This is a genomic window from Tsukamurella sp. II2bb (assembly GCF_057815145.1).
Genome location: NZ_JBYPZI010000003.1, coordinates 240,827 through 254,624 on the forward strand (window position 1 = coordinate 240,827; position 13,798 = coordinate 254,624).

At 70.3% G+C, this 13,798-nt stretch carries 15 protein-coding genes and 1 riboswitch; of the genes, 9 read left to right on the plus strand and 6 right to left on the minus strand.

Going from position 1 to position 13,798, the window contains the following annotated elements; all coding sequences use genetic code 11:
- Positions 1-79: 79 nt before the first annotated feature.
- From ctaC to AC21LY_RS09655, 3 genes are all read left to right on the plus strand, one after another.
- A complete protein-coding gene (gene ctaC, locus AC21LY_RS09645; protein WP_489046240.1) occupies positions 80-1,186 on the plus strand; it encodes an aa3-type cytochrome oxidase subunit II in 1,107 nt (368 codons plus the stop codon).
- 4 nt (positions 1,187-1,190) lie between these two features.
- A complete protein-coding gene (locus AC21LY_RS09650; RefSeq protein ID WP_489046241.1) occupies positions 1,191-1,622 on the plus strand; it encodes a cytochrome c oxidase subunit 4 in 432 nt (143 codons plus the stop codon).
- 114 nt (positions 1,623-1,736) lie between these two features.
- Positions 1,737-2,459, plus strand: coding sequence for a hypothetical protein (locus AC21LY_RS09655; RefSeq protein WP_489046242.1), 723 nt, complete (start codon positions 1,737-1,739; stop codon positions 2,457-2,459).
- 327 nt (positions 2,460-2,786) lie between these two features.
- On the opposite strand, the gene qcrB is transcribed toward AC21LY_RS09655, so the two are convergent.
- Genes qcrB through ctaE form a run of 4 tightly spaced genes read right to left on the minus strand, consistent with a single transcriptional unit; the run spans position 2,787 to position 7,184 of the window.
- Positions 2,787-4,412 (minus strand): cytochrome bc1 complex cytochrome b subunit, encoded by a 1,626-nt coding sequence (gene qcrB / locus AC21LY_RS09660; protein WP_489046243.1) that lies wholly within the window; start codon positions 4,410-4,412, stop codon positions 2,787-2,789.
- The gene (qcrA, locus tag AC21LY_RS09665) at positions 4,412-5,593 is read right to left on the minus strand and encodes a cytochrome bc1 complex Rieske iron-sulfur subunit (protein WP_489046244.1); all 1,182 of its coding nucleotides are present in this window, start codon (positions 5,591-5,593) and stop codon (positions 4,412-4,414) included. The genes qcrB and qcrA overlap by 1 nt, the downstream gene beginning before the upstream one ends.
- The gene (gene qcrC / locus AC21LY_RS09670; RefSeq protein WP_489046245.1) at positions 5,590-6,531 is read right to left on the minus strand and encodes a cytochrome bc1 complex diheme cytochrome c subunit; all 942 of its coding nucleotides are present in this window, start codon (positions 6,529-6,531) and stop codon (positions 5,590-5,592) included. Before qcrC ends, qcrA begins: the two co-directional genes overlap by 4 nt.
- A gap of 38 nt (positions 6,532-6,569) precedes the next feature.
- A complete protein-coding gene (gene ctaE / locus AC21LY_RS09675) occupies positions 6,570-7,184 on the minus strand; it encodes an aa3-type cytochrome oxidase subunit III (RefSeq protein ID WP_489046246.1) in 615 nt (204 codons plus the stop codon).
- A gap of 149 nt (positions 7,185-7,333) precedes the next feature.
- On the opposite strand from ctaE, the gene AC21LY_RS09680 reads away from it, so the two are divergent.
- Genes AC21LY_RS09680 through AC21LY_RS09695 form a run of 4 tightly spaced genes read left to right on the plus strand, consistent with a single transcriptional unit; the run spans position 7,334 to position 10,223 of the window.
- The gene (locus tag AC21LY_RS09680; protein WP_489046247.1) at positions 7,334-7,789 is read left to right on the plus strand and encodes a hypothetical protein; all 456 of its coding nucleotides are present in this window, start codon (positions 7,334-7,336) and stop codon (positions 7,787-7,789) included.
- A gap of 22 nt (positions 7,790-7,811) precedes the next feature.
- Complete coding sequence (trpD, locus tag AC21LY_RS09685) at positions 7,812-8,858, plus strand: anthranilate phosphoribosyltransferase (protein ID WP_489046248.1); 1,047 nt, start codon at positions 7,812-7,814, stop codon at positions 8,856-8,858.
- Positions 8,855-9,322: an aminoacyl-tRNA deacylase gene (locus AC21LY_RS09690; RefSeq protein ID WP_489046249.1), complete on the plus strand. Its 468-nt coding sequence runs from the start codon at positions 8,855-8,857 to the stop codon at positions 9,320-9,322. The genes trpD and AC21LY_RS09690 overlap by 4 nt, the downstream gene beginning before the upstream one ends.
- A gap of 43 nt (positions 9,323-9,365) precedes the next feature.
- Positions 9,366-10,223 carry an HpcH/HpaI aldolase/citrate lyase family protein gene (locus AC21LY_RS09695; protein WP_489046250.1) on the plus strand — a complete coding sequence of 286 codons (858 nt, stop codon included), beginning with the start codon at positions 9,366-9,368 and terminating at the stop codon, positions 10,221-10,223.
- A gap of 33 nt (positions 10,224-10,256) precedes the next feature.
- Here the strand turns inward: AC21LY_RS09695 and AC21LY_RS09700 are convergent, their stop codons facing one another.
- Positions 10,257-10,532 (minus strand): Lrp/AsnC family transcriptional regulator, encoded by a 276-nt coding sequence (locus AC21LY_RS09700; RefSeq protein WP_489046251.1) that lies wholly within the window; start codon positions 10,530-10,532, stop codon positions 10,257-10,259.
- 25 nt (positions 10,533-10,557) lie between these two features.
- A complete protein-coding gene (locus tag AC21LY_RS09705; RefSeq protein WP_489046252.1) occupies positions 10,558-12,387 on the minus strand; it encodes a DEDD exonuclease domain-containing protein in 1,830 nt (609 codons plus the stop codon).
- 118 nt (positions 12,388-12,505) lie between these two features.
- Here AC21LY_RS09705 and AC21LY_RS09710 point away from each other — a divergent pair, with 118 nt between their 5' ends.
- Together AC21LY_RS09710 and AC21LY_RS09715 are read left to right on the plus strand one after the other, a co-directional pair.
- The gene (locus tag AC21LY_RS09710; protein ID WP_489046253.1) at positions 12,506-12,775 is read left to right on the plus strand and encodes a hypothetical protein; all 270 of its coding nucleotides are present in this window, start codon (positions 12,506-12,508) and stop codon (positions 12,773-12,775) included.
- A 131-nt stretch (positions 12,776-12,906) separates the two neighbouring features.
- Positions 12,907-13,056, plus strand: a riboswitch (cyclic di-AMP (ydaO/yuaA leader).
- Between the two features lie 14 nt (positions 13,057-13,070).
- Positions 13,071-13,796 (plus strand): C40 family peptidase, encoded by a 726-nt coding sequence (locus AC21LY_RS09715; RefSeq protein ID WP_489046254.1) that lies wholly within the window; start codon positions 13,071-13,073, stop codon positions 13,794-13,796.
- Positions 13,797-13,798: the final 2 nt, after the last annotated feature.

Below are 13,798 nucleotides of genomic sequence, written 5' to 3' on the forward strand. Positions count from 1 at the left end.
GCCGTGAGTTCCCGGACGGGGGAGGCGGTCCGGATCGGGCCCCGTAGCACTGACCGTGTTTCAGCAGGAAGGCGCGACATTGGCACCCGGAAGTAACGCCCACGGTGGGGCCGCGTCCTGGCGTAAGCGCCTGGTTCTGGCCGCCGGGCTCGTCGCTGGCATGTTCGCTCTGGCGGGCTGCTCGGCCGACGAGGTGATGCGTTTCGGTTGGCCCGAGGGTGTGACTCCTCAGGCCCGCGACATGACAGAACTGTGGAGCTGGTCCTGTGTGGCCGCCCTGATTCTCGGCGTTCTCGTGTGGGGCATGACGTTCTGGACGATCACGTTCCACCGGAAGAAGGCCGGTTCGGAGGACTTCCCCCGGCAGACGGCGTACAACGTGCCGCTGGAGCTGACGCTGACCGCGGTGCCCTTCCTGATCATCGCGATCCTGTTCTACTTCACGGTCATCGTGCAGACCAAGGTCGAGAAGCTCGAGGACAACCCCGGCGTCACGGTCGACGTGACCGCCTTCCAGTGGAACTGGCGCTTCGCGTACCGCGAGGTCACCCTCGGCGGTACCAAGATCAAGCTCGAGCGGGAGAACCCGTACGGCAAGCAGCCCGATCTCGCGAAGCTCAACGAAGAGGCCGCGAAGATGAAGGAGCACGGCCACGTCGAGGTGCAGCCCGAGCGCGGCCCGAACCACGGCCGCTTCCAGGACATCCGCGACTACCTGAAGTTCAGCACCGTCGAGGTGCAGGGCTCGACGGCCGAGATCCCCGTCCTGGTGCTGCCCACCGACACCCGGATCCAGTTCGACCTCGCGTCGGCCGACGTCGTGCACTCCTTCTACGTTCCGCAGTTCGCGTTCAAGCGCGACGTGATGCCGAACCCGGTGCAGAACCACTCGCAGAACAAGTTCCAGGTGTCCAGCATCGACCGGCCCGGCGCCTTCGTGGGCCGCTGCGCCGAGATGTGCGGCGACTACCACTCGATGATGAACTTCGAGATCCGCGCCGTGACGCCGGACAACTTCAAGAAGTACATCGAGGCGCGTCAGGCCGGTAAGGACAACGCCGCCGCGCTCGAGTCCATCGGCGAGGTGGGCGTCTCGACGAGCACCTTCCCGTTCGACACCCGCCGGACCGGCCGCGAAGCCTCGGGCACCAACACCGCTCCCGTCAACGCAGAAGGAGTGAAGTAACCCCATGAAGGTCGAAGCGAAACTCTTCGAGTTCCTCACCGCGTTCTTCTTCCTCGCCGGCATCCTGTACACCGTCGTGACCGCCGTCTGGGGCCCGGGCTACGGCTACGGCGCCGTGGAGTGGGTCGGTGTGACCGGCATGTTCCTGACCGGCGGCCTGACGCTGATCGTCGGCACCTACTTCCGGTTCGTCTCCAACCGCGTCGACACCCGCCCCGAGGACTACGAGGACGCCGAGGTCTCCGACGGTGCCGGTGAGCTGGGCTTCTTCAGCCCGCACTCGTGGTGGCCGATCCTGCTCTCGGCGTCGGTGGCCGTCGTCGGCATCGCTGTCGCCCTGCAGCTGTACTGGCTGTGGGTCGTCGGTGGCTTCCTGGTGGTCGGCGCGGCCTGGGGCCTCGTCTTCGAGTACCACAAGGGACCCGAGAAGCACTAGCAAGACCCGTCGGCGACGCCCGCCCCGGCCTGAGGAGACTCAGTTCACCGGGGCGGGCGTCGCTCTTTCGTCTGCGTTCACCGGACCGTCGCTACGGCGTGATTGCATGCACCCATGACGCAGGGCAAGCCGGGACTGTCCGTCCGTAAGCTCACGGCCGACGAGATCCGGGGGCGGGGCGGCACCGTCGTCGCGCCGAAGCGCAAGTTCGACTTCGCCGAGCACGAGTCCGAGGGCTACGGGGCGGGGGCGTACGGCACCGTCGGGCACATCGGCGTGGTCGCCGCCCCTGAGCGCGCCTACCTGGCCGTGGACACCGTCGGCAGCCCGCGCACCTCCGAGGACTTCCGCGCGGCCGCCGAGGCCCTCTACGCGGCCGCCTACGGCGTCAAGGTGCGCAACAAGTTCCTCGCGCGCCGCGAGACCCCCGGCACCGACGGCTCCGTCCGGAGCGACTTCCGCGTCCCGCCGCTCGAACGCCTCCGCGGCGACGTGGCGCCCCACGACACCGACACGGCGCGCTGGACGCTGCTCCTGCGCCGGCCCGCCTGGATCGACGAGGCCGAGGTGGGGGACGTGCTCGAACAGCTCGAGGTCAGCAAGGGGATGAGCCTCGCCCGCGTGCACTGCCTGGACCTGCCCGCATCGTCGTACCTGCAGACCCGCGTCGACGGCCGCTGGTCCGCCGCCCTGACGCCCACGTCGAAGGCCTTCGACGTGCAGCTGCGCGAGCGCGGCCTGACCGCGGTCGACGACGCCTGGCACGAGGTCTGCCTCGGCGAGCCCGGGGCGCCCGTCGGGCAGAGCAGCTACCTGCTCCGTCGCCGCCTGGTGTGACATCGGTCGGGCCGCCTGCCGGCGGCCCGCCTCCGGCTCGGCGGTGACCGTCGTTTCCGCTCTGGAGCCGTGCGCGTGGCTCCTGCGCGGACCATCTGCGCACCCGACGCTGCTGTGCGCCTGTGCCGCGTGCGCACAGGCGTGCCCGGTTCGCGGATGTGCGCGTGGTGTGCGCAGGTTCGCGGGACGTGGATGGAGCACGGCCGCCGCATGCACTGATCGTCTCCGCGGGGTAGGGGAGGGGCCCGCCGAGCCGTGTCGGGACCCGGAGACGACTGCGGCCCCTCCCCGAAGTGGGGGAGGGGCCGCAGTGGCTGGTGTCAGGACTTACTCGACGTCGATCTTGCCGCCGTTGTCCTGGACCTTCTTGAGGGCCTCGAGCGCCTTGAGCTCGTTCGCGTGATCGCGCTCGGCGTTGTCGCGCTGCTCCTCGGGCGAGTCCGGACGCAGGAACGAGCCGGTACCGGGCTTGCCCGCTGCGCCGAGCTGGTTCGCCTTGGTCGGCACCACAGCGCCCTCGTACGGGAGCGGAACGGCGTGACCGTGGTCGTCGACCGGGCCGAGCGGCTGGTGGAGCTCGATGAACTCACCGTTCGGGCGGCGGACGATGATGCCGGTCTCGATGCCGTGCTCGAGCACCGCGCGGTCGGCGCGCTGCAGGCCGATGCAGAACCGGTAGGCCAGCCAGTAGGCGATCGGCGGCACGATGACCAGACCGATGCGGAAGATCCACGTGGTCGCGTTCAGCGAGATGTGGAACTTCAGCGCGATGATGTCGTTCACGCAGGCCAGCGTCAGCAGGATGTAGAACGACAGCGCCATGGCACCGATCGCGGTCCGCACCGGGACGTCGCGGGGACGCTGCAGGATGTTGTGGTGCGCATCGTCGCCGGTGAGCTTCTTCTCGACCCAGGGGTAGATGAACATCAGGGTGATGATCAGGCCCACGATCATCGCGACGAACGCCGCGCCGGGGACCGTGTGACCCCAGAAGTAGAGCTCCCATGCCGGCCACAGACGGGCCAGGCCGTCGGTCCACATCATGTAGATGTCGGGCTGCGAACCTGCGGAGACCTTCGCCGGATCGTAGGGGCCGATCGTCCAGACGGGGTTGATCGTGAAGACGCCGGCCATGAGGGCGAGGATGCCGAAGGTGGCCGCGAAGTAGGCGCCGGTCTTGACCGCGAAGACGGGGAGGATGCGGACACCCACCACGTTCTCCTCGGTGCGGCCGGGGCCCGCGAACTGCGTGTGCTTCTGGTACCAGACGAGCGCGAGGTGCCCGGCGATGAGCGCCAGGATGATGCCCGGGAAGAGCAGGATGTGCGCGACGTACAAGCGGGGGATCAGGAGCGTGCCGGGGAAGTCACCGCCGAAGATGAGCCAGTGCAGCCAGGTACCGATGACCGGCAGGCCGACCACGATGCCCGACATGGCGGCGCGGACACCGGTGCCCGAGAGCAGGTCGTCCGGGATCGAGTAGCCGAAGAAGCCCTCGAACATCGCCAGCAGCAGCAGGGCGCAGCCGATGACCCAGTTGGCCTCGCGCGGGCGGCGGAAGGCACCCGTGAAGAAGATGCGGGCCATGTGGATGATGATCGACGCGGCGAACATCAGCGCGGCCCAGTGGTGGATCTGGCGGACGAACAGGCCGCCGCGCACCTCGAACGAGATGTCCAGGGTGGTGGCGTAGGCGCGCGACATTGCGACGCCGTGGAGGGGCTCGTACGCGCCCTCGTAGTGGACCTCGGCCAGGGACGGGTCGAAGAACAGCGTGAGGTACACGCCGGACAGCAGCAGGATCACGAAGCTGTACAGCGCGATCTCGCCCAGCATGAAGGACCAGTGCGTGGGGAAGACCTTGTTGATCTGGCGGCGGATACCGGGCGCGAGGTGGTACCGGGAGTCCACCTCGTTGGCCTGGTGCCCGACGCGCTCGCCGAGTGTCGTCATCAGTGCGTCGCCTCCCAGAAGGCCGGTCCGACCTGTTCGATGAAGTCGCCGTTGGCGACCATGTAGCCCTGCTCGTTGACCGAGATCGGCAGCTGCGCGAGCGCACGGGCCGCGGGGCCGAAGATCGGCTTGCCGTACTCGAGCGCGTTGAACTGCGACTGGTGGCAGGGGCAGAGGATGCGGTTGGTCTGCTGCTCGTACAGCGACGTGGGGCAGCCGAAGTGGCTGCAGACCTTGGTGTAGGCCCAGTAGTCGCCGTAGTTGAAGCTCTCCTGACCCTGCCGCTTGATGGCGCGGACGCCGTCCTCCGGGCGGAGGCGGATCAGCATGACGGGGTTACGGATGCCCTTGAGCCCGTGCAGCAGCTTGAGGCGCGATTCCTCGGTCTCGCCGAAGCCGTCGGAGACGCGCCAGGGGAAGACGGTCATCATGCCGCCGGCGTCGAGGTCCTCGGCCTTGACCAGCTTGACCTTGTACGGATCGCCCACGTCGCTGCGCAGGAAGACGGTCTCGTGGTTGAGCTCGTGGGAGAAGTCGTTCTCCAGCGAGTTCCAGTACGGCGACCAACCGGTGTGCCACAGCGGCGATGCGTCGCGCTTGGCCCACGGGTTCTTGATGAAACCGCCGATGAAGCCCGCCGCGGCGCCCAGGCCGAGCACGCCGACACCGAAGCCGGCCGAGGCCAGGATCATCTTGCGGCGGGGGAGGGTGGAGGTCTCCAGCGCGTCCTTGAACAGGGCCGCCGTGGTGCTCTTGTCCAGCTTGGACGAGCCGCCGGCGTCGTGCCGCTGCTGGACCGCGATCTCCTCCGGGATGAACTTCTTCGTGAACTGCACGGTGCCCGCGAAGACGCAGAGCAGCGACAGGCCGAAGGTGATGCCCAGCATCGGGGTGTAGAGCGTGTACCACCAGTAGTGGGCGTCGTCGATGCCCTGGTACTTCCACGGCCAGAACAGGAAGACACCGAGCAGCGCGGCGCCGAAGACGCCGGCGAGGGCGAACCACAGGGCGACGGTGCGCTCCGCGCGCTTCTCGGCGCGGGTGCCCGGGACGGGCCAGCGCGGCTCACGGTAGACCAGCTCGACACCGTCGAGGTTGGTACCGAGCTTCACCAGCTCGTCGTGCGAGAGGTTGTCCAGTTCGTCGTCCGAGGGGACGTTGTTCAACGGCTTGGCGGTCAATTCCTGCTCCCAACCCACATCGCGGCGCCGACCACGGCGATCATCCCGGTAGCCCACATCACCATGCCCTCGGCAGCGGGGCCGAAGCCGCCGATGCCGGAGCCGCCGGGGGACTGGGTCTCGCCGACGTTCTTGATGAAGCCGATGATGTTCTTCTTCTCCTCGGGCGACAGTGCGCGGTCCGAGAACTTGGGCATGTTCTGCGGGCCGGTCAGCATCGCGGCGTAGATCTCCTGCTCGTTGGCGGGATCCAGCGGAGGTGCGAACTTGCCACTGGACAGGGCGCCGCCCCGGCCGGTGAAGTTGTGGCACGAGGCGCAGTTGAGGCGGAAGAGCTCAGCGCCGGCGCCGAGGTTCTTGCCCCGCAGCGAGTCCTGGGCGATGACGCGATCGCCGTTCTCGTTGCGCTTGATCGAGCCGTCCGGGTTGTACTCCCACACGATCGACGGTCCGCCGCCGATCGACTGGATGTAGGTGCCCATGGCGTCGATCTGCTTGGCGTCGAACTTGGCGGGCTTGCGTACGATCTGCGCCGAGTTCACGGTCGCGGGCATGCGGCCCGAGTGCACCTGGAAGTACACGGCCGCGTCGCCGACACCGACGAGGCTCGGGCCGCGGTCCTTGACACCCTCGAGGCTGGCGCCGTGACAGCTGATGCACGAGGTCTCGTACAGGCGCTTGCCGGACTCCACCTGCGCGGCGTCGAAGTCGTCGGCGATGGCGACCTGGGGAGTGGGGCTGGCGATCGTGGCGACACCGCCCGCGGCGAGCAGGCCGCCGACCAGCAGCGCGCCGCTCGCGAACTTGCGGCGGAGCTTGCGCTGCCTGCGGGCCTTCTGTGCGGTGGCGCGGTCGGGCCCCGCGCCCGAAGCGATGGTGCGCTCCGCGCCGCTGGGCTCGCCTCCCTCGCCGGCGGGCTCAAAGTTGGCTGAACTCATCTGCTATCCCTCTGTGATGGCGACTGAGATAAACGTCTTTAGCGAATGATGTAAATGACGGCGAAGAGGCCGATCCACACCACGTCGACGAAGTGCCAGTAGTAGCTGACGACGATCGCCGAGGTCGCCTGGGCGGGCGTGAACTTCGAGGCGCGGCTGCGGGCCAGGATGAAGACGAAGGCCACCAGGCCGCCCATCACGTGCAGGCCGTGGAAGCCGGTGGCCATGTAGAAGACCGAGCCGTACACCGACGAGCTGAGGGTCATGCCCTCGCCGATCAGCGTGTAGTACTCGTGGAGCTGGCCGGCGATGAACGCCGCACCCATGATCAGCGAGATCACGTACCAGATGCGGAACTTGAAGACGTCGCCCTTCTCCGCGGCGAAGACGCCCAGCTGGCAGGTGACCGACGAGGCGATCAGCACGATGGTCGGCGGCAGGGCCGCGGCCAGGCTGATGTTCGTGTCGGCGGGCGGCCATCCGTTCTCCCCCGCGCCGGCTCGCGCCACGAAGTACATGGCGAAGAGCCCGGCGAAGAACATGAGCTCGCTCGACAGCCAGACGATGGTCCCGACGCTGACCATGTTGGGCCGGTTGAGTGAGTGCACGCGCTGGGTGATGGCTGTAGCTGAGGTCGGTGCGGCGCTAGTCACCTCGCAAGTATGACCGGTCGTAGTATCGAATGCCTACCCGGGTCGAAGATTGGGCGCGTCGAATGTCACGGGCAGGCCCCCGGCCTCCCGTTCGGACACCCGAAGTGCCACGTCAGCGACTTTTTATCCACCGGCAGATAAGGCGCACCTTGCCCTACGACCTCAACGGCAGACCCGAGCAGCGGACCCGCCTGGGACGGCTGCTGGGCCGCCTCTCCACGCGCACCGTCGAGGAGTTAACGCCCGAGCACCCCGGATTGGTTCCCGTCGCCGGATCGGACGACGACGCGGCCGCCGCGTCGTCGGTCCTCGATGCCGCCCCGGGCTTCGATCCCGAGGCGCAGAGCGTGTTGCGGCACGTGCTCGAACTCCCGCCCGGCGAGGTCGGCGAGGTGCTGCGGCTCGTCGCGCAGGACCGCTACGAGCGGGTGGCCTTCGACGGTGCCGGGGCGCCCGGCCCGGCGGGGATGGAGACCGTCGTGGTCGCGCGGGTGCAGAAGGTCGACGCACTGCACGTCTCCCAGGAGCGGTCGCGGATGGCGGGGGTGACCGCGCGGCACGGCGGGCGGGCCGTGTTGTGGCAGGTGCTCCAGATACCCGCTTGAACCACCCCACTACGCTGTGGGCATGGATTGGCCGACGGTTCTCACCGAGCTCACCTCCCAGCGCGATCTGAGCGCGGAGCAGGCGCGGTGGGCGATGACCGAGATCATGAGCGACGGTGCCACCCCGTCGCAGATCTCGGCGTTCGGCGTGGCGATGAAGATGAAGGGCCCGTCGCCCGTCGAGGTGCGGGCGCTGGCCGATGTCATGCTCTCGCTCACCACCCCCGTGCCCTTCGCGGCGCGCGCCGTCGACATCGTCGGCACCGGCGGCGACCGCTCGCATTCGGTGAACATCTCCACGATGAGCTCGATCGTCGTGGCCGCGGCGGGCGTGCCGGTGCTCAAGCACGGCAACCGCGCGGCATCGTCGAAGTCGGGCGGCGCGGACTGCCTGGAGGCGCTCGGCGTGGCGATCGGGCTGAACGCCGACGGTGTCGCACGCACGACCGCCGAGCTGGGCATCGGCTTCTGCCTCGCCTCCGTCTTCCACTCGGGCCTGCGCTTCGCGGGCGCCACGCGCAAGGAGATCGGGATCCCGACGGTCTTCAACGTGCTCGGCCCGCTGGCCAACCCGGGCCGGCCCACCGCGGGCCTGGTCGGATGCGCCTTCGCCGATCTCGCGCCCGTCGTCGCGCAGGCCTTCGCCGACCGCGGCGGGCAGGACCACGTCATCGTCGTGCGCGGCGACGACGGCCTCGACGAGCTGACCACCACGTCGACCTCCACGGTTTGGCGGGTGCAGGAGGACGGGGTGGGGGTCGAGTCCGTCGATCCGCGCGAGCTGGGGCTGCCGCGGGTGACGATGGAGGACCTGCGCGGCGGCGACGCGACGGTCAACGCCGCGATCGCGCGCGCCTTCCTCGCCGGCGAGCGGGGACCCGTGCGCGACGCGGTCCTGCTGAACTCCGCCGGCGCCGTCGCGGCCTACGAGGGCCTGACCGCGGGGGAGCCGGTGCAGGACGCGCTCGCCGCGCACCTGCCGCGGGTCGCCGAGGCGGTCGATTCGGGCGCGGCGGCCGCCCTGCTCGACCGCTGGGTCGCGCTGTCGCAGGAGATCGCGGGCGCGTGAGCGAGACGGGGCTGGACCGGATGCGCGCCGACGCCGCCTCCCGTGGCCTGACGGTGACCGTCCGGGCCCGGCCCGCCGCGCGCAGCCTGGAGGAGGCGGCCGCCCTCATGGACCTCCCGCCGTCGCAGCTGGTCAAGTCCCTGGTCGTGCGGAGGGGCGAGGGTGACTACCTGTTCGCACTGGTCCCGGGCGACCGGTCGATCGCGTGGCCCAAACTGCGCGCCGTGGTCGGCGTGAACCGGTTGGCGATGCCGCCCGCGGACGAGGCGCTCGAGGCCACCGGCTACGAGCGCGGCACCATCACCCCGGTCGGCGCCCGTGGCGGCTGGCCCGTGTACGTCGACGAGCGGATCGCCGGGGCGACGGTGGCCCTCGGCGCGGGTGCCCACGGGTACAGCGCGCTCGTCGAGGCGGACGCGCTCGTCGCCGCGTACGGCGCCGCGGTCGCCGATATTTCGGAATAGAATTCCGTTTCGTGGAATTTCAGGGCGCTCGCCGACTAAACTGATGCGGGTGAGCAAGCGCACCGTTTCCCCCCAGATCGCCCGTTCCTGGCTGCTCGTCCCGGCCTCGCATCCCGAGTTGTTCGCCATCGCCCAGGCGAGCGAGGCCGATGCCGTGATCATCGACATGGAGGACGCCGTCGCGGCCAACGACAAGAAGCAGGCGCGGCTCGACACCGTCGAATGGCTGACCACCGGTCATCGGGCCTGGGTGCGCATCAACGACGCCGCCAGTGAGTTCTGGAGCGAGGACTGCGCCGCGCTCAAGCACTGCGAGGGCCTCGAGGGCATCATGCTCGCGAAGTCCGAATCCGCGAGCCACCTGGACGACACCGCCGACCGCCTGGCCGACGGCACCCGGATTCTCGCCCTGGTCGAGACGGCGCGCGGCGTGCAGAACGTCGCGCAGATCGCGTCCGCCCCGTCCACCTTCCGGATCGCCTTCGGCACCGGCGATTTCAAGCGGGACACCGCCGCGGGCGACGATCCCATCGCGCTCGCCTACGCCCGCTCGCAGCTCGTGATCGCCTCCCGCGCCGCGCGGCTGCCCGCTCCGATCGACGGCCCGACGCTCAACGTCACGCACTTGCCGACCGGCACCGCGCACGCCAAGGAGATGGGCATGTCCGGCAAGCTGTGCCTCACGCACGAGCATGCCGGCATCATCAACGCCGGGCTCAGCCCCAGCGACGCGGACGTCTCCTGGGCGCACGGCTTCATCGACGCCTTCGAGAAGTCGGGCGGCAAGATCACCGACGGTTCGGACCTGCCGCGGCTGGCCCGCGCGCAGAAGATCGTCCAGCAGGCCGCCGACTTCGGGATCGAGGCCGACGCCGCCGAGGTGAGCCACAGCGGCTACTGACCTACTGGCCGCGGCGGGGCGGTCGGTCCCCGGTCAGTTCCCGATGTCGAACCCCGCGTCGACGTCCGCCGAGGAGTACTCGCGGAAGGCGATGTGGGTGGACGTGCTCGCCACGCCGTCGATGCGGTTGATCTTCTCGGTGACCACCGCGGCGATCTCGTCGTGGTGCCGCACGCGCACCTTCGCGATCAGGTCGATGTCTCCCGCGCACGAGTAGACCTCGGTCACGCCCTCGACGTTCGCGACGGCCTGCGCGGTTTCGGGGATGCGGTGCACGTCGGCGTTGATGAGGACGATCGCGGTGATCACGTACGCGGCCTTTCGTTCGCTCTACTCACGCGGCATGCGTGACCTCCTCACTGTATTGCCTTGCCGTCCCTCGCGGATGCGCCGCCGCCGCGCGGGCGTCGCGCCCCGCCTCGGAGGCGCGCCCGGCCCACTCCAGCCAGCGGCCCGCGCCGGAGACGGGCTCGGCCCACGCGCCTTGCACGTCGACGATGCGCGTCCCCGGGCGCAGCGCCCAGCGGCGCAGCAGCGCGGCCTCCTCGGGGCTGGCGCCGTGCAGGATGTCGGCCGGGAAGAGGGTGTCGGGTACGTCCGGCGCGGCCAGGGGATCACCGCCGGCCTCGTAGACCGCCTCCGCGCCGGCCCGCAGGCGCTCGAAGACCGGCATCGGGGGCACCCCGCGGGGTGCGACCCCGGCCGCCGCGAGCCGGCCGTGCCGGACGATCGACAGCTCCCAGCCGCCGCTACCGTCCGGGTGGGCGATCGACAGCTCCGCCACGCCGGCGAAGGCGAGCAGGGCGTGCGAGCGGGCCACCGCGTCGACCAGCCGGGCCGCACGATCGCGCAGCCGCGCCGCCGATTCGAAGAACTCCCGCTCCGCCAGCGCCGCCAGGCGCGCCTCCAGCGCGCCGAAGACCTCCGACGAGGCGCCGGTCAGCGCCGCGGTCGCCCGGTCCGCCCGGGGCCGGTACAGCGCCGCCGGCTCGGGCGCGGCGGTCGAGGCCAGGCACCCGCCGAGGGGACGCGCCCCGTCGGGCCCGAGGGCGCAGGAGTGCACGGCCCCGGCCCGCAGCCGCGTGGCGCACGTGCGGAGCCCACAGGTCTCCGCGAGGAGCTCCGCCAGATCCGCCGCGTCGGTCCGCGAACGGACCGGGCCGATGCACGGCGTGCCCGGCGGCGCGGCCCGGCGCACGGCGAGCCGGGGGAAGGGCTCCGCGGTCAGGCAGATCCACCAGCCGCGTTTCGGGTACTTCGACCGGCGGTTGTACGGGGGAGTGTGTGCCGCGATGAGGCGCAGCTCCCGCGCCGCCGCCTCGAGCGCGTGCGCGCACTCCACGTGGTCCACCCGCTCCGCGAGGCCGACCATCTCCTTGATCCGGCCCCGCGTCTCCCCGGAGGTGAAGTAGCTGCGCACGCGCCGGCGCAGGTTCCCCGACGTGCCCACGTAGAGCACCTCGTTGCCCGGCCCCCGGAAGAGGTACACGCCGGGCCGTTCCGGGAGCGGGTCCGCCAGGTGGCGCTTGGCGCGCTGCTGCGGGGTCACGGTGGGCAGGTGCCCGCGCAGCTCCCCGAGGGTGTGGATGCCCTGGTTGCCCACCCGGCCGATCAGCCCGTGCAGTACCTCGACGGTGGCGCGGGCATCGTCGAGCGCGCGGTGGTTGGGCGTGGTCTCGGTACGGAACAGCCGCGCGAGCTCGCTGAGCTTGACCGACGGTGCCTCGTCCCGCGTGAGTACCCGCCGAGCCAGCTGGACCGTGCACAGCGACGCCGGCTTGGGCCACGGCGTGCCGGTAGCGGCCGCGGCGGCCTTGAGGAAGCCGAGGTCGAACCGGGCGTTGTGCGCCACCAGGACCGCGCCGTGCGCGAACTCCAGGAAGGACGGCAGGACCGACTCGATCCGCGGGGCGCCGGTGACCATCGCGGTGGTGATGCCGGTGAGGTGGGTGATGTGCGGTGAGATCCCCCGTCCCGGATCGACCAGGGTGGCGAACTCGCCGAGCACCTCGCCGCCGCGCACCTTGACCGCACCGATCTCGGTGATCGCATCGCCGCCCGTGGGGGAGCCTCCGGTGGTCTCCAGATCGACCACGACGAAGGTCACCTCCCGCAGCGGCGGATCGACGACATCCGTCGCGCACTCGTCCAGGCTCAGCTGCATGCCGTGACCGTAGAACACCCCACCGACAGGTTCGGCCCGACCGAACGGGCGCGCGAAACATGTCAGTCGGTGCGGCTAGCGTCGCAGCCGATCGAGACCGATGACGAAGGGAAACACCATGGCACTGCATGTCGACTGCTCCGTCTGCCCCGCCCGGCCCCGGGCGTGCGGCGACTGCTCCGTGGGGCTGCTGCTCGGCCCGGTGGTCGTCGCCGCGCCGTCCGTCCCCTCGTCCGGTCCGACACGGCCGCGGGTCCCTGAGGAGCGGGTTGAGAGTTCAACGATCACGGCGGATCCGGGCCTGCGCGAGGCCATCGCGGCGTTCGCGGGCGAGGGGATGCTGCCGCGCCTGCGAATCGTTCCTGACCAGGTGAAACGCGCCGGATGACGGGCGCCCCCAGGGGAACCCCGGGGAACTTTCACGGCGGATTCGGCGCGTTCGGCTAGACAGGTGCGTTTCCATTTCGTAATCTTTCTGAGACCTTGCGGAGGTGCCCGGGGCGAAAACCGCCCCGTCTCCCGAGGTCACCGCCTAAGAGGCCGCACGGCCTCGCCGGGGACCCACACGTGTTATCCGGGGTGAATCGCCGGAGGCTCACGCCTCCGGGGTAGGGCATCTTCCTCGCCCGAACCCGTCAGCTAACTCGGTCGGCGGTCGGGAAGAAACTTAGGAGAATCGCTTCGTGGCGAAACACCGACTTCAGCCGCAGCCCAGCCGGGGCGCCACCGCCGCCCGCGGTGCACTGGCAGCGGGTGCCGTGACCATCGGTACGTTCGCGGCCCCCACGGCCGCCTTCGCAGCTCCCGCGCCGGCTCCCGCAGCGCCGGTTCCGGCCCCCGGAGCGCCCGTCCCCGCGGCGCCCAACGCGAAGCCCGCCGTCAAGCCCGCTCCGGCGGCCGCCGTCAAGCCCGGCGTGGCACCTGCGGCGCAGGGGAAGCCCGGCGCGCCGGCGAAGCCCGCGCAGACCGTGGCCACTCGCAACACCGCCGCGCGCCCCGATGTGGTCAGCGGCGTGTCCATCGCCCCCAAGCCCGGCATCACCACCGTCGCCGGTGTGCAGCCCGGCGGTGCCAAGGCCCAGGTCGTCCAGGCGGCACTGTCGCGCACCGGCCTGCCCTACTCGTACGGCTCCGCCGGCCCCAACTCGTTCGACTGCTCGGGCCTGGTCTACTGGTCCATGAAGCAGGCCGGAATCACGGTTCCCCGCGACAGCTGGGGCCAGCTCGGCGGCGGGCGTTCGGTGCCGATCTCGGACCTGCAGCCCGGCGACATCGTGATCTACAACGGCGGCAGCCACGCCGCGCTGTACATCGGCAACGGCAAGGTCGTGCACTCGGTGAACTACGGGATCCCCGTCAAGGTGAGCCCCCTCAACGAGATGTCCGTGTACTCCGCTCGTCGGTACTGACG